The 17,642-nt window shown below is 69.6% G+C and carries 13 protein-coding genes; 10 read left to right on the top strand and 3 right to left on the bottom strand.

Annotated features, from left to right (window positions below):
* The first annotated feature begins 3 nt into the window (after positions 1–3).
* The 5 genes from K8640_RS31425 to K8640_RS31405 all read left to right on the top strand — a co-directional run bounded on the left by K8640_RS31425 (position 4) and on the right by K8640_RS31405 (position 4,785).
* On the top strand, positions 4–1,875 hold the full coding sequence (locus K8640_RS31425; RefSeq protein WP_223750457.1) for a hypothetical protein: 1,872 nt from the start codon (positions 4–6) through the stop codon (positions 1,873–1,875).
* A gap of 37 nt (positions 1,876–1,912) precedes the next feature.
* Positions 1,913–2,977 (top strand): nicotinamidase, encoded by a 1,065-nt coding sequence (locus tag K8640_RS31420; RefSeq protein ID WP_141332215.1) that lies wholly within the window; start codon positions 1,913–1,915, stop codon positions 2,975–2,977.
* 99 nt (positions 2,978–3,076) lie between these two features.
* Positions 3,077–3,880, top strand: coding sequence for a hypothetical protein (locus K8640_RS31415; RefSeq protein ID WP_046716976.1), 804 nt, complete (start codon positions 3,077–3,079; stop codon positions 3,878–3,880).
* Between the two features lie 87 nt (positions 3,881–3,967).
* Positions 3,968–4,513 (top strand): nucleotidyltransferase family protein, encoded by a 546-nt coding sequence (locus K8640_RS31410; protein ID WP_141332214.1) that lies wholly within the window; start codon positions 3,968–3,970, stop codon positions 4,511–4,513.
* Complete coding sequence (locus K8640_RS31405; protein ID WP_141332213.1) at positions 4,510–4,785, top strand: hypothetical protein; 276 nt, start codon at positions 4,510–4,512, stop codon at positions 4,783–4,785. Before K8640_RS31410 ends, K8640_RS31405 begins: the two co-directional genes overlap by 4 nt.
* A gap of 48 nt (positions 4,786–4,833) precedes the next feature.
* Here K8640_RS31405 and K8640_RS31400 read toward each other — a convergent pair whose 3' ends face one another.
* Both K8640_RS31400 and K8640_RS31395 read right to left on the bottom strand, forming a co-directional pair.
* Positions 4,834–7,578, bottom strand: a complete 2,745-nt coding sequence (locus tag K8640_RS31400; RefSeq protein WP_223750456.1) for a CARDB domain-containing protein — start codon at positions 7,576–7,578, stop codon at positions 4,834–4,836.
* Between the two features lie 164 nt (positions 7,579–7,742).
* Entirely contained in the window at positions 7,743–11,720 is a 3,978-nt protein-coding gene (locus tag K8640_RS31395; protein WP_223750455.1) for a MopE-related protein, read from the bottom strand.
* A 421-nt stretch (positions 11,721–12,141) separates the two neighbouring features.
* On the opposite strand from K8640_RS31395, the gene K8640_RS31390 reads away from it, so the two are divergent.
* The gene (locus tag K8640_RS31390; RefSeq protein ID WP_223750454.1) at positions 12,142–13,332 is read left to right on the top strand and encodes a glycosyltransferase; all 1,191 of its coding nucleotides are present in this window, start codon (positions 12,142–12,144) and stop codon (positions 13,330–13,332) included.
* On the opposite strand, the gene K8640_RS31385 is transcribed toward K8640_RS31390, so the two are convergent.
* Entirely contained in the window at positions 13,304–14,563 is a 1,260-nt protein-coding gene (locus K8640_RS31385; RefSeq protein WP_223750453.1) for a glycosyltransferase family 4 protein, read from the bottom strand. The two genes, K8640_RS31390 and K8640_RS31385, sit on opposite strands and share 29 nt — an antisense overlap.
* Before the next feature lie 89 nt (positions 14,564–14,652).
* On the opposite strand from K8640_RS31385, the gene K8640_RS31380 reads away from it, so the two are divergent.
* The 4 genes from K8640_RS31380 to K8640_RS31365 are packed head-to-tail and all read left to right on the top strand — an operon-like array spanning position 14,653 to position 17,598.
* On the top strand, positions 14,653–15,552 hold the full coding sequence (locus K8640_RS31380) for a hypothetical protein (protein ID WP_223750452.1): 900 nt from the start codon (positions 14,653–14,655) through the stop codon (positions 15,550–15,552).
* On the top strand, positions 15,549–16,202 hold the full coding sequence (locus tag K8640_RS31375) for a hypothetical protein (protein ID WP_223750451.1): 654 nt from the start codon (positions 15,549–15,551) through the stop codon (positions 16,200–16,202). Before K8640_RS31380 ends, K8640_RS31375 begins: the two co-directional genes overlap by 4 nt.
* A complete protein-coding gene (locus K8640_RS31370) occupies positions 16,199–16,546 on the top strand; it encodes a hypothetical protein (protein ID WP_223750450.1) in 348 nt (115 codons plus the stop codon). Before K8640_RS31375 ends, K8640_RS31370 begins: the two co-directional genes overlap by 4 nt.
* Entirely contained in the window at positions 16,546–17,598 is a 1,053-nt protein-coding gene (locus tag K8640_RS31365; RefSeq protein WP_223750449.1) for a hypothetical protein, read from the top strand. The genes K8640_RS31370 and K8640_RS31365 overlap by 1 nt, the downstream gene beginning before the upstream one ends.
* The last annotated feature ends 44 nt before the right edge of the window (positions 17,599–17,642 follow it).

Here is a 17,642-nt window from a genome sequence, read left to right as displayed (position 1 = left end):
GCCATGGACGTCTGGCTCGAGGGGAAGAAGGTGCGGTTGGACCCTGCGAAGGCGCTCGGCAAGGGCGGCGAGGCGGACGTGTTCGACCTGGGGGACGGCCGCGCGCTCAAGGTCTTCAAGCCGCCCGAGCACCCGGACTACACGGGGCTCGCCGTGGAGCAGGAGGCCGCGCGGGCCCGCATCGACGAGCACCAGCGCAAGCTGCGCGTGTTCCCCACGGGGCTGCCCGGGCGCGTGGTGACGCCGCAGGCGCTGGCCACGGACAAGAAGGAGCGCACGGTGCTGGGGTACGCCATGCGCAAGCTGGACGGCGTGGAGTCGCTGCGGCGCTTCGGTGAGCCCTCGTTCCGTCGTGCCGGCGCCACCTCGGCGCGCGCGGTGGAGGTGCTGCGCTCGCTGCACCACACGCTCGCTGGAGTCCACGCGGCGGGCGTGGTGGTGGGTGACTTCAACGACCTCAACGTGCTCGTCACGGGCGCGGCGGACGCGCACCTCATCGACGCGGACAGCTTCCAGTTCGGAGGGTTCCTGTGCGCGCTGTTCACCGAGCGCTTCGTGGACCCGGTGCGGTTGAACGGGAAGAGCCTGGTGCCCACGCGCCCGGCGTCGAGTGAGAGTGATTGGTACGGCTTCACCGTGGCGGCGATGCAGTCACTCTTGTGCGTGGGGCCGCATGGCGGCGTGCACCGACCGAAGTCCCCGTCCGCGCGCACGACGACCGCGGGGCGGCTGCTCCAGCGCATCACCGTCTTCCATCCGGAGGTGCAGTACCCGAAGCCCGCGCTCCCGATGCGGACGCTCCCCGATGACGTGCTCCACCACCTCCACCGCGTCTTCGTGGAGGACCTGCGCGGCGCCTTCCCGCTGCCGCTCTTGGAGGGGCTGCGCTTCACGCAGTGCCCGTCGTGTGGTGTCGAGCACGCCCGGCGCGCCTGTCCCACGTGTCAGCCGAACGCGGTGGCGCAGACCACGCCTGTCACCTCGGCGCGAGGTCAGGTGACGGCCACGCGCCTGTTCGCCACGCGCGGGGTCCTGGTGCACGCGAGCGTGGAGGACGGTGTCCCGCGCTGGCTCTACCACGCGGATGGCGCCTATCGCCGAGGGGACGGCCGTGTGGTGATGCGAGGACCGCTGGACCCCTCGTTGCACTGGGCGCTCCAGGGGGACGTGACGCTGGTGGGGCGGGACGGCGTGGTGGCGGTGCTGGGGCCGCTGGGCGAGCGGGAGCGGTTGGGGGTGGACGCTCCCGAGGGACGCCCGGCCTTCGCGGCCAACGCGAGACATCGCTACTGGGCGGTGGGGGGCGGACTGTGGCGGGACGGCGTGCACGGGCCGGAGCGCATCGGCGATGTGCTGGAAGGGCAGACGCGGTTGTTCGTGGGACCTCGCTTCGGGCTGGGATTCCATCGCGCGGGTGGACTCCGAGGCGCGTTCGTCTTCGACGCCGAGCGTCTGGGACTGCGCGACGGGCTGACACTGCCGTGGCCGTCGGGGCAGCTCGTGGACGCGGACTGTCTCTTCGACGGGTCGCTGGCGTGGTTGTTCCTCGCCGAGCAGACGCAGGGGCGAACGGTGCATCACTGCGTGGTGCTCGGCTCGGATGGCGCGGTGCGGGCGCAGGCGGTGGCCGAGGCGAATGACGGCTCGTGGCTGGGCGGCGCGCTCGGGACGGGACGGTGCGCGGTGGGCGAGGCGCTGTTCTGCGCCACGGACGCAGGGCTGACCCGTGTGGAGCTGCGACAGGGGCGCCTGGAGGCCGTGCGGGACTTTCCCGACGCGGAGCCCTTCGTGGACGCGGGAGCCCGGCTCCTGCTGACGCGTCAGGGATTGGTCGTGGTGGGGCGACAGGAGCTCACCGCGCTGCGGATGGCTTGAGCCGGGTGGATGTCTTTACATGACAGGGGGTCGTGCGATGAGGAAGCAAGTGAAGGAGCTGCCGGTACCTGGGTTCTATCGGGCGGAGCACGCGGGGAAGTACAGCTACGGGCCGGACGCGGGGAAGCTGCAGATGGAGGCGGGCACCTGGCGCAGCGCGAACGGTGTCACCGCGGCCGCGTCGGATGGATTCAACCTGCACCTGCTGCTCATCGACGTGCAGAAGGACTTCTGCTTCCCGGAGGGCTCGCTCTACGTCGCGGGGCGCAGCGGGCGCGGCGCCGTGGAGGACAGCCGCCGCATCGCCGAGTTCATCTACAAGAACCTGGGCACGCTCACGAACGTGACGGCGACGCTCGACACCCACTTCGCGTACCAGATCTTCTTCCCGTCCTTCTGGGTGGACCAGGATGACCAGCCGCTGACGCCGTACCGCGAGGTGACTCGCGAGCAGATTGAGCGAGGACAGGCGAAGCCGAACCCGGCGATGGCGAAGTGGCTGTGCGGTGGCAACTACCCGTGGCTGCTCAAGCAGGTGAAGTACTACTGCGAGGAGCTGGAGCGCGCGGGCAAGTACACGCTGTACCTGTGGCCGCCGCACTGCCTGCTCGGTGGGGACGGGCACGCGCTGGCGGGGGTGGTGCAGGAGGCGCGGCTGTTCCACTCGTACGTGCGCGGCATGCAGTCCTGGGCGGAGGTGAAGGGCGGCAATCCGCTGACGGAGAACTACTCGGTGCTGCGTCCGGAGGTGATGAGCCGGCATGACGGACAGCCGCTGGCGCAGCGCAACACCCAGTTCCTCAAGACGCTGCTGACGGCGGACGCGGTGGTGATTGGCGGACAGGCCGCGAGCCACTGCGTGAAGAGCTCCATCGACGACCTGCTCGGCGAAATCGTGGCGCAGGACGCGGCGCTGGCTCGCAAGGTGTACCTGCTGACGGACTGCATGTCGGCGGTGACGGTGCCGGACGGGAAGGGTGGTTTCGCGGCGGACTTCACGCCGCAGGCGGATGCGGCGCTCAAGCGCTTCGCGGACGCGGGCATGCACCTGGTGCGGTCCACGGACCCGCTGGCGAGCTGGCCGGACCTGCGCATCGGCTGAGCCGCGGTGGTGTCGTGAGTTCGATGACCGCGCCTGTCTCAGGTGGGGCGGGGCGGCGGAGCCATGCCCTCGCGATGAGGGAGAAAGAGAGAGCAGGACATGAGCAGGACGACGAGTGGAGGCCCCCGGACGGCCACGCAGCTCTTCGAGGATGCGCACGCCGAAGGGGTGCTGAGCCCCGCGGGACTGCAGGCGCTGACGGTGGTGGACCTGGGCGCGCAAATCCAGGCGGGCCTGGGCGTGCGGGTGGAGGACGTGCAGGCCAGCGAGGTGGTGCTGGTGACGGTGATGCCGGACGACTCGGGGAGCATCTCCACGTCGGGGCACACGAAGACGGTGTGTGACGGGCACAACCTGGTGCTCGACTCGCTCCTGGCGAGCAAGCAGAAGGACGGCGTGCTCTTCCACACGCGCTACCTGAACGGCCAGGTGCTCAATCCCTACCGGCCGCTGGAGGACGTGGTGCGGATGCACTCGGGCAACTACCGCGCGGACCAGGGGACGCCGCTGTATGACCAGGCGGTGGTGTTGCTGGGGACGGTGCTGGCGAAGTCCCAGGAGTTCAGCGCGAACGGCGTGCCGGTGCGCACGGTGACGCTGTTGATTACGGACGGCGCGGACATGCACTCGAGCCGCGCGCAGGCGAAGGACGTGGCGGCGGTGGTGAAGGACCTGCGGCGGGCGGAGAACCACATCGTCGCGGCGATGGGCATCGACGACGGGAGCACGAACTTCCGGCGCGTGTTCCAGCAGATGGGCATCGAGGACGCGTGGATTCTCACGCCGGGCCAGTCCGAGCGGGAGATTCGCTCGGCCTTCCAGGTGTTCAGCCAGTCCGCGGTGAAGGTGAGCCAGGGCGGCGCGAGCTTCAGCCGCACGGCCCTGGGTGGCTTCGGGCGGTGAGGCTTGGAGTGGAGGTGGGGCCTGCCAGCCCTGCGGGCTGGCGGGTCAAGACGGGCCGACGGCGACTGAACGCGCTATCTTCCGCGCGTGGACGATTACCTCAAGGTCCTCCTCCTGGTGGGGAGCAGGCTGGAGCAGGCAGGCATCCCGTACATGCTGAGTGGCTCCACGGCCATGAACTTCTACGCGCGTCCTCGCATGACTCGCGATGTGGACATCGTCGTCGAACTGGAGGCTCCGAAGGTTCCAGTCCTTCTCTCGCTGTTCCAGGCCGACTTCTCCATCGATGAAGAGGAGATTCGCGAGGCGCTGTCACACCAGTCGCTCTTCAACCTCATCCACTTCGAAACGGTCGTGAAGGTCGACTGTGTCATCCGTAAGAGGTCGGCGTATCGACAGGAGGAGTTTCGCAGGCGGCGAACAGTCGAGCTCCAGGGACAGCGCATCTGGATTGTCTCGCCTGAGGACCTGGTACTCTCGAAGCTTTACTGGGCGCGGGACAGTCTGTCCGAGATGCAGATGGGAGATGTGCGGAACATCGTGGATGCTACGTCCTCGATGGACTGGGCCTATCTGATGCACTGGGCTCGGGACCTGGGAATCGAGTCCTTGTTGGAGACGGTGAAGCCATGAAGGACACCCTGCCTCGTGCCGAGGCTCTCGTTCGCTCGCTGCTCCTGCGCAAGTCAGGGGAAGAGCGTCTCGTGATGGGGGCCGACATGTTCTCCGCCGCGCGTGCACTGGTCTCAGCCTCGCTACGGGAGCAGGGGCTGACGATGGGTTCTGCCGAGTGGAAGCTCGGGCTCCTCGACCGGACCTACGGCGCGGAGATCTCGCCCGCCCATCGGCGTCGCTTGTTGGAGCGATGGCGTGCCGAGGCGACGCCTGGCTCCACCTCGACATGAGCCGCCCGGAGACGAAGTCGCGCTCCGGACGGCTCGGGTCCTCGTGCTTCAGTGCACGCGGGCGCGCGGCAGGTTGGAGGGCGCCAGGCCCACCGACTTGAGGCCCGCCGTGGGCGTGCACACCAGCGCCTTCAGGTCCTCGGCGCGGCGCGTGAGGTCGTCGAACGTGCGAATCGACTTCGTCACCGGGTCCGTCACCGTGGTGCCTCGCAGATAGGGCGACAGCGTGGACGTCCTGCCCGAGGCCCGCGCGGACACGTGGACGAACTCCGTCTGCGTCTCACCCGCGTGACACCCGCTGCACGTGTTGAGCGAGAACTTGTGCCGCACCTCGTTCGACACGTTCGGCGCGCGCCAGAAGAAGTCCAGCGGCACCAGCGAGTGCGCCCCCAGGAACGGGATGCCCCCCATGCTGTCGGGCACCGTGTGCCGCTCCTCCAGCACCGCCGCCGAGTTCTCCGTCAGGTAGCTGGCCAGCATCGGCGTGTTCTCGAAGTGGTTCGCCGGCGTGAGCTTCATCGTCGTCGGCATCAGCCCCAGGGGTGACAGCACGAACTCGCGCAGCTCCCACGGCTCCTCCAGCTCGATTTCGTTGGTGCGAATCTGGTTCAGCGCGCTGCCCTGGTGCCGACCCGTCATCACCCCCGCCTTCACGAAGCGGTCCGTGAGCGCCTGCAGCTTCGCGTTGTAGCCCGCGTTGCCCACCTTCACCGCGCCCAGCGCATGCCAGTCCGAGGCCCAGCGCTGGATGGCCTCGGGCGTGGTGCCCGGCAGCGCGTACTCCAGGATGACGGTGAACTCGAGCGGCTCGCCGTTGGGCGCCACCACGCCGTAGATGAAGCGCCCCTCGCCCGCCGTCACCCCCTGCTCGCGCAGGTCGATGCGGTTGACGATGGCCAGCAGCCGGAACGGCGCCGAGTTGAAGTCCAGCGGCTTCGACGGCCCGCCGCTGCGCGTCTCCCACGGCCCCAGCACCTTCGTCTGCATCTCCGGACGCGGCGGAATCGTCAGCCCGTTCACGTGCTGCTTCTCCAGCCACGTCTTCAGCCACGCGCGCACGAGCTCGGACGGGTCCTGTCCGCCGTTCAGCTCGCGCATCACCGTGCCGAAGTGCCACGCGCCTCCCGGCGCCGTGCGCACCGGGTCCTCCACCACGGACAGGTGGGTGATCATCAGCTCGCTCGGCTTGTCGATGGTGCACGTGTTGGTGGGCTGGCACACCGTGCGCGACTCGCAGCCGTTGGACGCCTTGCCGTCACAGTCGTAGTAGCCCGGCACGCAGGTCTGTCCGCACGTCGCCGCCACGCAGACGCCGTCCGCGTAGGGACCGTCCTGGCACGAGTTGCCGCACGTGCCGCAGTGATTGGGGTTCGCCGTGAGGTCCACCTCGCAGCCGTTGGACGAGCGGCCGTCACAGTCCGCCGTGCCGGGCGGGCAGCGCAGCTCGTACGCGGGACCCTCGGCGCACGTGGACACGTTGCCGCACGCGTCCTTCGCCGCCAGGAACACGCGGTGGCTGCCACCGGGACCGAACGGGGCCACCGTGCTGAAGCGCCCCTGCGCGTCCGCCTGCACCGTGCGCGTGGGCGTGCCCGTGCAGGCCACGTCGACGAAGATGCCCACCGTGGCGTGCGGCTCCGCGGTGCCCGTGATGACGAGCTGCTGGCCATCGTTCAGGTACTGCCACTTCACGTCCGTCACGCGCGGCGGCTCGGGCGGCTCTCCGTCATGCTGGTACTCGAGCGGGTTGGAGCAGGTGGACGCGGAGTCGTAGCCACCCGCGGCTGTCGCCCGGGCGGACACCGTCACCTTCGCGTTCTTCGCCACGCTCACCTGGGCGTAGAACAGGCCGATGTCGTCAGTCGTCACCGTCTTCTCCACCGGGCCCTGACAGTTGGCGGTGCGGAAGACCTCCACCGTGACGCGCGGCTCGGCGCGACCGTGGAAGACGGGCTGCAGGCTCCCGCCCGGGGACGTGGGCGAGGTGCTCAGCAGCACCGGCGCCATCCGGGGCGTGCCCGGGCCGTAGGGGTAGTCGACGGCGGGGCTGCACTGGGAGCCGTTGCCGACGGCGTCGTAGGCGCGCGCGGAGTAGCGGGCGCCCGGGCCGTTGGGGACGGAGATGGGGACCTCGCAGTAGTTGCCCGCGTTGGCCACGGTGGAGCCGACCTCGGTCCCGGTGCAGCCGGGGCCCTGGTACACGCGGACGGTGGCGCCGGCCTCGGTGTGGAGGGTGAGGGCGCGCGAGTTGCCGGAGCCCGCCTGGGCCCAGGTGGGCGCGGGCGTGGGCGGCGGCGTGCGGTCCACGAACACCGCGTTGCCGAGGCGCGTGTTGTTGCCCTCGCTGTCCTCGGTGACCAGGCCATCCGGGTCCACGCGGGCGCTGAGGAAGTAGTCGCCTTCCGGGATGGCGCGGGCGCTGACGGACGCGGAGACCTCGCGACATTCGCCGGCGCGCAGGGAGAAGCGGGGGCTTACGCCCAGGTGGAACTCGGAGGCGCCAGGGGCGGAGGAGGCGGTGAGGAAGAAGGCCGCGTCCGTCATGCCGGAGCCCGCGCCGTCGTTGCACAGGCGGGCCTGGACGCGCTGCTCACCCGTCCCCAGGGCGGAGGGGCCTGAGACGAGCTCCACCCGGAAGTCGGGGGCGCTCGGCTGGGGCCTGGGGTTGCTGGGGTCGGGCCTGGGCTCGCTGGGGTCGTCGTCCCAGTCGGGCGGGTCGTCCAGCCCGGACTCGACGATGCAGCCCGCGAGTGTCCCCGCGAGCGCGATTGCCCACCACGGGCGCGCGTGCATGTGTGGAATGCCTCCGGAGGAGCCTGTAGGGGTCCGGCCCTGGGGTAGGGGTGGATCCTCCGTGCCCCTGGACGGGGGCTCGCGGGAATTATTCACGGAACGGCGTCAGGAGGGTGCGTTCCCCTGACGCCGGGTCATGTGGTTGACCTACCTACGGCGTGTCCTCACCAGCTGTAGGGCGGGAGCTGAGGTGTTGGGGACGGGTAGCAGTCGATCCTCATGGACGTGACATCGTAGGACGCGAACGGCTCGATGTCGGGGCAGGGGTTCCGCGGACCACAACCTTCGTTCTGGGTCCCGGAGCAGTTGTTGTCGACTCCGTCCCAGCAGGTCTCCATCTCGCCTGGGTTGACCATGCCGTTGCTGTCGTTGCAGTCCATGGCGTCCGAGACATAGCCGGCAGGCCGGCCGCAGCTCTGCGTGGACATGCTCGCGTTGCCGTGGCCGTCGCCGTCCGCGTCGCGGTACCAGGTGGACTGAACCCCTTCGTCGACGGAGCCGTCGCAGTCGTTGTCCAGGGAGTCGCAGGCTTCGGCCGCTCCGGAATAGACCGTCGCGTTGCCATCGTGGCAGTCCGAGGCGTTGCTCACATAGCCGGCGGGCTTTGCGCAAGCCTGGGTGGTGTTCGTCGGGTAGCCGTAGCCGTCGCCGTCCGCGTCCCGGTACCAGGTGGGCAGCACGCCCTCATCCACGGAGCCGTTGCAGTTGTTGTCCACACCGTCGCAGGACTCCGAGGCGCCCGGGCGGATGCCGGAGCTGCCGTCATTGCAGTCCGAGGTGTTGCTCACGTAGCCGGAGGGCTGCCGGCAGTTCTGCGTGGAGACGCTCGCATTGCCGTAGCTGTCGCCATCCGCGTCGCGGTACCAGGTGTACGTCGTGAGGCCCTCGTCCGCGCCACCCGCGCAGTTGTTGTCCACGCCGTCGCAGACCTCGGACGCGCCTGGGTGGATGGATGCGCTGCCGTCGTTGCAGTCGGTGGCGTTCGACACGTAGCCGGAGGGCTTCGAACAGGCCTGTGTCGTGCTCGATGCGTGGCCGTAGCCGTCGCCGTCCGCGTCGCGGTACCACGTGGACTGAACCCCTTCGTCGACGGAGCCGTTGCAGTTGTTGTCCACACCGTCGCAGGACTCCGAAGCACCCGGGCGGATGCTGGCGTTGCCATCATGGCAGTCCGAGGCGTTGCTCACGTACCCCGACGGCTGGCGGCAGTTCTGCGTGGAGACGCTCGCATTGCCATAGCTGTCGCCATCCGCGTCTCGGTACCAGGTTGAGGTGGTGAGGCCCTCGTCGGCGCCGCCCGCGCAGTTGTTGTCGATGCCGTCGCAGACCTCGGTGGCTCCGGGGTGGATGGCACCACTGCCGTCGTTGCAATCCCCCGCGTTGGAGACATAGCCCGCGGGTTTCGTGCAGGCCTGGGTGCTGGCCGAGGCGTTGCCGTAACCGTCGCCATCCGCGTCGCTGTAGTACGTGGAGGTGACGCCCTCGTCGACGGAGCCATTGCAGTTGTTGTCCACGCCATCACACGTCTCGGAGGCGCCGGGACGGATGTTGGGGTTCGCGTCGTGGCAGTCCGAGGCGTTGCTCACGTACCCCGACGGCTGTCGGCAGTACTGCGTGGCGTTGTTCGCGTCGCCGTACCCATCACCGTCCACGTCCCGATACCAGGTCTGGGTCGTGAGGCCCTCGTCGACTCCTCCCGCGCAGTTGTTGTCCACGCCGTCGCAGACCTCGGTAGCGCCCGGGTGCGTCGTCGGGTTGGAGTCATCGCAGTCCGAAGCGCTCGCCACGTAGCCCGTGGGCTGACGGCAGCTCCGCGTCGACAGGGTCGACCGACCATATCCATCCCCGTCTCCGTCCAGGAACCACTCCTGCGTGGGGACTCCCTCATCGACGCCACCCGCGCAGTTGTTGTCGACACCGTCGCAGACTTCCGCGGCTCCCGGGTGGATGGACGCATCCGTGTCCAGGCAGTCCGAGGCGTTCGTGACGTAGCCCGTGGGCGCCGCGCACGCCTGCGTCGACTGGCTCGCGCTGCCGTAGCCATCGCCATCCGCGTCCCGATAGAACGTCCCCAGTACTCCCTCATCCGTCAGGGAGTCGCAGTCGTTGTCCGCGCCGTCGCAGACCTCCGCGGCTCCAGGCTTGATGGAGGCGTTGCCGTCGTTGCAGTCGCCCGCCACGGCCGCATAGCCCGCGGGCTGCCGGCAGTCGCTCACCGTGTCGCTCGCGACGCCGAAGCCGTCACCGTCCGCATCGCGGTACCACGTCTGTCGCGTCAGGCCCTCGTCCACCTGGCCATCACAGTTGTTGTCCACGCCGTCGCAGGACTCGGGCGCGCCGGGGTTGAAAGCAGCCCGCGTGTCGTCGCAGTCACCCGCCTGGGCCGCGTGGTTCACCGGGCGCGCACAGGCCTGCATCGACTGCGAGGCGACACCGTAGTCGTCGTGGTCCTGGTCCAGGTACCACGTCGCGAACGTCAGCCCGTCGTCCGTCTGGCCGTTGCAGTCGTTGTCGCGGTTGTCGCAGGTCTCCGCGGACGGGGCGTACTTCTGCACGCACTCCAGGGCGCCGTGGGTGCAGTACCTGACGCCCTCGCCGCACACGCCGACGCCGCCCGTCTCGCACGCGACGAGTCCGCCCGGGTTGCCGTCGTCCACCTCTCCGTCACAGTCGTTGTCCAGGCCGTCGCACTGCTCATCCGATGCGGCCTGGTTCTGCTCGCACACCACGAGGCCCTGCGTGCAGGCCGTGGTGCCCTTCGCGCAGACACCGAGCTGGCCCGTGGCGCACTCCTCGCCGCCACTCGGGTTGCCCTCGTCGACCTCACTGTCGCAGTTGTCGTCGATGCTGTTGCACGTCTCCGGCGCGCCTGGGTACGTGGTCGACGTGAAGTCGTCACAGTCGATGTCCTCCACGAAGCCATCCACCGGGGCACAGGCCTCCATGGACACATACTCGTCGCCGAAGCCGTCCATGTCGCTGTCGTAGTAGTAGGTGTTGAGGATGAGCGTCGTCACGGGCGCGGAGGTCGCCGTGGTCGTGTACGCACCCGTGCCGAGCTGCCCCTGGCTGTTGTTGCCCCACGTCCACACCGGACAGCCCGGGCGCACCGCCAACGCATGGTGGTAGCCCGCGGCGATGGCCGTGACGTCCGTGAGTCCCACGGCATCCACGGGAGCTCCGCTCGTACCTCCCGGGGCGCCATGCCCGAGCTGGCCGGAGGCGTTGAGACCCCACGCCTTCACCACGCCATTGCCCATGATGATCATCGAGAAGGCAAGACCCGCGCGCACGTGCGTCGCGGCGAACACGCCCGGGACGGCCGTGGGCGCGAGCACCGGTGTGGTGCTCGTCGTCCCGGTGCCGACCTGCCCGGAGGAGTTCTGCCCCCAGGCCCAGACGTTGCCGAACTGCTCATCGATGGCGAGCGAGTGCGCTGCTCCCGCCGCGATGGCCTTGGCCCGAGGCAGCGTCGTCACCACCGTGGGCACGAGCACCATGGCGGGCGAGGTGCTCCCCGTGCCGAGCTGCCCGAAGTCGTTCTTGCCCCACGCCCACACCTTGCCGTCCGCATCCAGCGCGAGCGCGTGGTTGTGACCCGCCGCGATGGCGCGGATGGTGGGCAGGCTGTTCACCTGGCGGGGCGTGGACTCCGCGGTGCTGACCGCGCCCTTGCCCACCTGCCCGGAGGCGTTCTGTCCCCAGGCCCAGACGCGGCCGTCCTGCCCCAGCGCGAGGGAGAAATTCCCGTTCGCCGAGATGGCCTGGATACCCGACAGCCCACTCACGCGCGTGGCGGCGTTCACCAATCCACCCGTGGTGCCGAGGCCCACCTGGCCGAAGTCGTTCTTGCCCCAGGCCCAGACATTCCCATCCACATCGAGCGCGAGCGAGTGCGTCTGTCCCGCGGCGATGGCCTTGCTGGGAGGCAGACCCACGGGCTTCGTGGGGCTCGCCACCGGCGTGGTGCTGGTGTTGCCCGTCCCCAGCTGTCCGACGGAGTTCTGTCCCCAGGCGAAGACCTCGCCGTTCTTCTGCAGGAACAGGGAGTGGTAGGCACCGGCCGCCACGGCCCGGTCCACCTTCACCTGGGCGGACAGCTTCTTCTGGGTCGTGGTCGTCTCCGACCCATTGTCAGACATGGGCTCCGGCTCGCCGCAGGACAGCAGGGCCAGGAGGAGGGGAATCACGGAGTGGATGCGAGGTACGAATGACCTCGGCTGACAGGGGTGTCTCAAGCTGCGCTCCAAGGATTTTCTCCGGCGACCGGCCTCTCGTGCGCGGAGGAGTGGGGACGAACTCCCGTCGAAGGATGTGGGGCGGTGATGACACCCGGTTGCGGTGAGGGAGCGCGTCCCAACCCGGCTGGGATTGAGTCACGGACCGCGAGCCGGGGGGAGTGAGGGCGATGTCATGGTGTGAGTGATTCGCCAGGGGTGTCCAATCAATTCGTCTGGCTTTGTGCGTCGTGATGACCGGTTGTTGTGTGGTGAGTGATGGCTCGACCGGGGCTCGTGAGATTCCACGAGGGTGAAGCAGCCCCAGCCGGGTAGATTCATCCCCATGGCTGGCTCACCTCGTGTCCTTCTCCTCGCTGAACGCTTCCCGCCTGATATCGGTGGTCTTGCTCGCAGCGGTGCCCGCACCGCGGGAGCCCTGGCTCGACTCGGGGCTCGGGTGGAGGTGCTCGCCTGGACCCGCACGGCGGCCCCCGGCGCGTTGAGCACACTGGACGATGCGGGCGAGGTGACGCCGTTGGCTCGCGGTGTCACGTTGCATCGGCTGGGGCTCTTCGGCAGCAGCGACCTGTCCATGCAACACACGCTGGACGTGCTCGGGTATCTGCACTCGCGTCGACGCTATGACCTGGTCTGGGGGCACTACCTGTCCCCTCCAGGGTTCCTCGCCGTGGTGTTCGCCGCGTCTGTCGGCATCGCCTCCACCGTGAGCGCTCGCGGCAATGACGTGGACCAGCACATGTTCCCGCCCGGGGACTTCGCTCGCCTGCTGTGGACGCTCCAGCGCGCGGATGTGCTCACCGCGGCCTCCGCCGACCTGGGCCGGAAGATGAGCATGCTGCTGGGCAAGGACGGCCGCGTGGAGGTCATCCCCAACGCCGTCGACACCGAGATGTTCTCACCCGGCCCCGCGGAGGTCTCGCTGCGCGCGCGGCTTGGCATCGCTCCGGATGAAGCGGTGCTCGGTTTCTCCGGTGAGCTGCGTCACAAGAAGGGGCTGCCGTTCCTGCTCGCCGCGCTCTCGGAGGTGCGGCGCACCCGGCCCGCGTGTCTGCTCGTCATTGGTGAGGTGCGGCCTCGGGATGCCGAGCACCTGGTCGCCTTCCGCGCCGAGCACCCCGAGGACGGGGCTCGCATCCTCGTCTCCGGCGCGCTCGAGACGCCTGAGTCCATCGCCGCGCACCTTCGCCTGTGCGACGTGTATCTCCAGCCGTCCCTGTGGGAAGGAATGCCGAACGCGCTGCTGGAGGCGATGTCCTGCGGCCTGCCTGTCATCGCCAGTGACGCGGGCGGCATCCCCGAGGCCGTGGACCATCAGCGCAACGGTTTCATCGTCTCCAAGGCCCTGCTCAATCACCTCGGGCAGGCTTGTCTCGACGTGCTGTCGCTGTCCTCGGAGCACCGCGCCGCCATCGGTGCCGCCGCGCGCCGTCGCATCCTCGAGCGCTTCCAGTCCGAGGCCGAGGCGGAGGTGCTGCGCCGGGTCCTCACTCGCGCTGTTCCTCGCGTGGGGTGACGTCCGGGGCCTTGCGCGTCATCCCGAGCCCTGTCTCGTACGCGCTCACCAGCGCCTCACGGGCCTTCGCCCAGCTGAAGTCGCGCTCCACGCGGGCCCTCGCCCTGTGGCTCAGTGACGGACCCAGCTCCGCGTTCGCGCACAGGTCCTTCACCGCCTCCACGATGGCCTTCGGCGAGCCCGGCCTCACGAGCAGCACCTCGTCCGGCCCCGCCAGCGTCCTCACCACCGGCAGGTTCGACGCGATGACCGGGGTCCCCGAGGCCATCGCCTCCAGCAACTTCAGCGGACAACACCCCTGCACGCAGTTGCGGTCATTCACCGGCAACGGCACCAGCACCGCGTCACAGGCGTGATGCAGCGCCGCCAGCTCCGCCTGGGGCAGGGGCTCCCGCAGCTCCACCGCCCCCTCCAGGAGCAGGTCCCCACACCGGTCCATCATCACCTTGCGCTGGTGCTTGCGCAGCGGCCCCACCAACGTCAGCACCGCGGGCATCTGCTCGCGCAAGAGCCGCAGCGCCTCGATGGCGTGATGCACTCCCTGCCACGACGTCATCGTCCCGCTGTACAGCAGCCGCACCGGCTGCCCCGGTACTCGAATCCTCGGCGGCGCGTGGCGGAACACCTCCAGCTCGACACCATTCGGAATCACCTGCACCTTCGACGCCCGCGCGCCGCGCTTCACCAGGTACTCCGCCGTCACCTCGCTGGGCGTCACGAGCAGGTCCGCGCTCGCGATGCACGCGTCCTCCTGCGCGACGAGCTTCAGCATGAGCTCCGCGTCGTCCGCCACGTCCGGGTGGTGGTACTTCAGCTCGATGGACGGCAGCCCATTCACCTCGAACACCAGCGCGTCCGTCAGCGCGCCCTTCCGCGTCGCCACCGGATAGCCCTCGAAGATGGAGCGCACGTGGACCACCCGCGCCCTCGGCCGGTTCCTCCACCACGCCGCAAGGTGCGTGCGGAACGACAGCGCCTGCGCCACCAGGTCCCGCCCCCTCGCCTCCAGGGGGTGGTACGTCACACCCTCGACCAGGGGCCTCGGCTCCGCGCTGGCCGTGGGGCCGTCCCGGAGCGCGAGCAGGTCCACCCCTCCGAACGCCGTGCCCAGCGCCTCCACGAAGGCCCGGATGTGCACGGCTGCCCCCTTGGGGGCCGGGAAACGGTCGAACGATGCGTAGACGATGCCGGACGCGGAGGCCACGTCATGCGTGCTATCGCGCCTGGCCATCCCCGGCCAACCTCCTCGTTTGCCCCGCCCCCCGCCGACCCATACACTCAGCGCCTCCGTACCGTGGCTCCGAGGGGGAGCATCCCACCGTGTCCTTCGACATCGACCGCTTCCGCGTGGAGAAGCGCTACCGCAACACCGCGCCCGTCTCCGTGTTGATGGAGGACCTGGACCAGCTCGGGCACCTCGACGAGCACATGGCCGAACAGGCCCGCCTCTGGCGTCGTCGCCGCGGATGGGCCCTGAGGGGCTTCGCGGGCCTCGTCGGCCTGTCCTTCATCCTTCGCGGCTTCACGGAGGTCTCCTGGCTCGGCGGGTGGGCGTGGTGGCTCGGCTGGCTGTCGCTCGTGGGCGCGGTTGGCCTGCACCTCAAGGCTTCCGGCTACGCGGGGTGTGACCTGGAGGACCGCCGCTACCAGCTCCCCGCCCGACTGCTGCGCCCGCTGCTGCGGGACATCGATCCCCAGGAGCGCGTCACACTGGAGCTGGACTTCCAGCCCATCGACCACTCCTCGAAGTTCGTCCGCCAGGGCAGGACGGCCACTGGCTGGGAGACCAACGAGTTCGAGGATGCGTGGATGTCGCTCCAGGCCCGCCTGCGTGATGGCACCCACCTGCGCCTCTCCCTCACCGAGTGGCTCCAGAAGCGTACGCGCAGCCGGCGAAACCCCCGCGGCAAGTTCAAGACGAAGCACAAGCGCAAGAGCGCCACCTTCCTCCAGGCCCAGCTGCGCGTGAAGCCCGAGCGCCACCCCGGCCTCGCCCAGATGCGCGCGCAGGCCCAGCAGGCCGTGAAGCTGCCGCCCCAGGTGAAGCTGTCCCGGCTCGACGTGACGGAGGACAAGCTCGCGATGCGCGCCCACATGGACTCCGAATGGAAGGTGGAGCCGGACGCGACGCGGGCCTGCCTGATGATGCTGTTGAGCCTCTTCCAGGTGCTCCACGCCTCCTCGGCGCGCGGCAAGCACCTCACCTCGAGGGCTTCATGAGCCGCCTCCCACTTCTCCTGTGCCTGTTGCTCGCCTGGGGCTGCTCGCGCCCCTCCGGCTCCGAGCCTCCCCAGGCCCCCACGACCACCGCCGCCTCCGCGGAGGACGTGCCCCTGCCGGGCAAGCTCAAGTTCAAGGACGGCGACGGCCGCGAGCGCTTCTCCCTCAAGCCCAAGGACGATGGCGCCAAGCTCGTCGACGGTGACGAGCGCGAGCTGGCGCGCCTCAAGTGGAAGGGCGCCTCCCTCAAGGTCTCCGGTCCCGATGACGTGGCGCTGGGGTACGTGCTCGGCTCGTCCGGTGGCGCCATCATCGTGCGCGACGGCGAGCAGCGCCAGGTGCTCTACACCCTCGCCATCCAGGGGCCAGGCTGGCGCCTCACCGACTCGAAGGGCGCGTTGCTCTACACCGTGCTCCCGGAGGATGACGGTGCCCGTGTCTATGACGCGCCGGGCGCGGAGATTGCGCGCGTGAAGGTGCGCGAGGGCAAGGTGTCCCTGCGCGATGCCCAGGGCAAGACGACGCTCTCCACGCATGCGCTCGTGCGCGCGGACGCGGCGGCGTGCCTCGCCTTCGAGGCGGTGTCCTTGCCCTTGCGCGTGGCGCTGCTCCACCAGCTCCAGCAGCCGCCTTCCGGACCCACGCCATGAGCCCCGCTTCCGCGAATCCTGGCTGTCAGGTGCGGCTGGGCTTCCTGCTGCCCCACGAGTGTGGGGCGCCCGCGAGCATCCCGTGCGAGCTGTGCGGCAAGCTTGCTTGTGAGCTGCACCTGACGTCGCAAGAGGACCAGACGGTCTGCACGGGGTGCGCGGGCGTGCTCTCCGGAGAGTCGGACGAGGCGAGCACCTACTACGACGACTACGGCTACTACGGCCGGGGCGCGTCGTGGGGGGGCGGCTCCTCGAGGGACCCGCATGACTTCACCGAGGCGGATGGCGAGAGCCTGCGCCACGAGGAAGATGCCTCCTTCGAGGAGGACCTGGGCGGAAGCTGATGACTCCCGCGCGCTGGCTCATCTACGCCCTGGGCGGTGGCATGGGGCACTTCACCCGTGCCTCGGGGCTCGCGCGCAACGCGGCTCGGAAGGGCCATCACGTCACGCTGGTGACGAACAGCCCCTTCGCGCCCGATGTCCCGCTGGAGGCGGTGCTCGGTCCGGAGGTGCATGTGCACCGCTTGAGCCCGGAGCTGGGCAAGGCCGCCATGCGCGAGACGGTGGACTGTCTGCTCGAGGGCGTGCGCCCGGACCTGCTCGTGGTGGACACGTTCCCTCGCGGGCTGGTGGGAGAGCTGGCGCCGCTGTTGCCCTCGCTGCGCATGGGCAAGGTGCTGGTGCATCGCGACTTGAACCCCACGTACGTCGCGCGCTTCGACATCGCCGCCGCGGTGGAGGACTTCCACCTGTTGCTCGTCCCGGGTGAGGACGCGCCCTTCGCGGGGCATCCGCGCGCGGTGCGCACGGAGCCTTGGTTGCTGCTCGGCCGCGAGGAGTGGCTCGGGCGTGAGGAGGCTCGTGAGCGGCTGGGCGTTGCGCCCGATGACACGCGTCCCCTGGTCGCGGTGATGGGGAGTGGCAACGCGCTGGAGGTGGAGGAGGCGGGGCTCATCGCCGCGCGGCTTCAGGAGCGGCTCGGTGCGAAGGCGCCGGTGCGGTGGCTCGCGCCTCCGGGGCCTTGGCTCTCCGAGAAGGCGCCCCGGAAGAAGAACGTGGTGCGAGACGGCGCGCCGCGTCCGTTGCGCGTGTGGCCCGCGCTGGCGGTGATGTCCGGTGTGGACGTGCTCGTCGGCGCGGGTGGCTACAACACCGTGCAGGAGGCCCGGGTGACGGGCACCCCGTTGGTGGCTCTCGCACGGGCGCGGCGCTACGACCGACAGGCGGTGCGGCTGCGCCCCGAGGAGCTGGCGCGCACGCCCGAGGAGCTGGTGGAGCGCGCGGTGGAGTTGGTGGACTCGCGCCCCAGGCGCGACCCTCCGAGCTACGCGAACGGCGCTCGGGACGCGGTGGCGCTCATCGAGCGCGTCCTGCTTGGTGCTCGGGGTGCCTGAGCCTCGGTGTCCGTGGCGAAACATCTCGAACCCCGGCGCCGTGC

Source organism: Myxococcus sp. XM-1-1-1 (genome assembly GCF_020037095.1).
Classification (GTDB): Bacteria; Myxococcota; Myxococcia; order Myxococcales; family Myxococcaceae; genus Myxococcus; species Myxococcus fulvus.
This window is presented reverse-complemented; position numbering and strand designations above follow the sequence as displayed.

Bases quoted from the DNA above. Each gene is read 5' to 3' on its own strand.
- K8640_RS31425 (WP_223750457.1), top strand. From the start codon at position 4: ATGGACGTCTGGCTCGAGGGGAAGAAGGTGCGGTTGGACCCTGCGAAG.
- K8640_RS31420 (WP_141332215.1), top strand. From the start codon at position 1,913: ATGAGGAAGCAAGTGAAGGAGCTGCCGGTACCTGGGTTCTATCGGGCG.
- K8640_RS31415 (WP_046716976.1), top strand. From the start codon at position 3,077: ATGAGCAGGACGACGAGTGGAGGCCCCCGGACGGCCACGCAGCTCTTC.
- K8640_RS31405 (WP_141332213.1), top strand. From the start codon at position 4,510: ATGAAGGACACCCTGCCTCGTGCCGAGGCTCTCGTTCGCTCGCTGCTC.
- K8640_RS31400 (WP_223750456.1), bottom strand. From the start codon at position 7,578: ATGCACGCGCGCCCGTGGTGGGCAATCGCGCTCGCGGGGACACTCGCG.
- K8640_RS31395 (WP_223750455.1), bottom strand. From the start codon at position 11,720: ATGTCTGACAATGGGTCGGAGACGACCACGACCCAGAAGAAGCTGTCC.
- K8640_RS31390 (WP_223750454.1), top strand. From the start codon at position 12,142: ATGGCTGGCTCACCTCGTGTCCTTCTCCTCGCTGAACGCTTCCCGCCT.
- K8640_RS31385 (WP_223750453.1), bottom strand. From the start codon at position 14,563: ATGGCCAGGCGCGATAGCACGCATGACGTGGCCTCCGCGTCCGGCATC.
- K8640_RS31375 (WP_223750451.1), top strand. From the start codon at position 15,549: ATGAGCCGCCTCCCACTTCTCCTGTGCCTGTTGCTCGCCTGGGGCTGC.
- K8640_RS31370 (WP_223750450.1), top strand. From the start codon at position 16,199: ATGAGCCCCGCTTCCGCGAATCCTGGCTGTCAGGTGCGGCTGGGCTTC.
- K8640_RS31365 (WP_223750449.1), top strand. From the start codon at position 16,546: ATGACTCCCGCGCGCTGGCTCATCTACGCCCTGGGCGGTGGCATGGGG.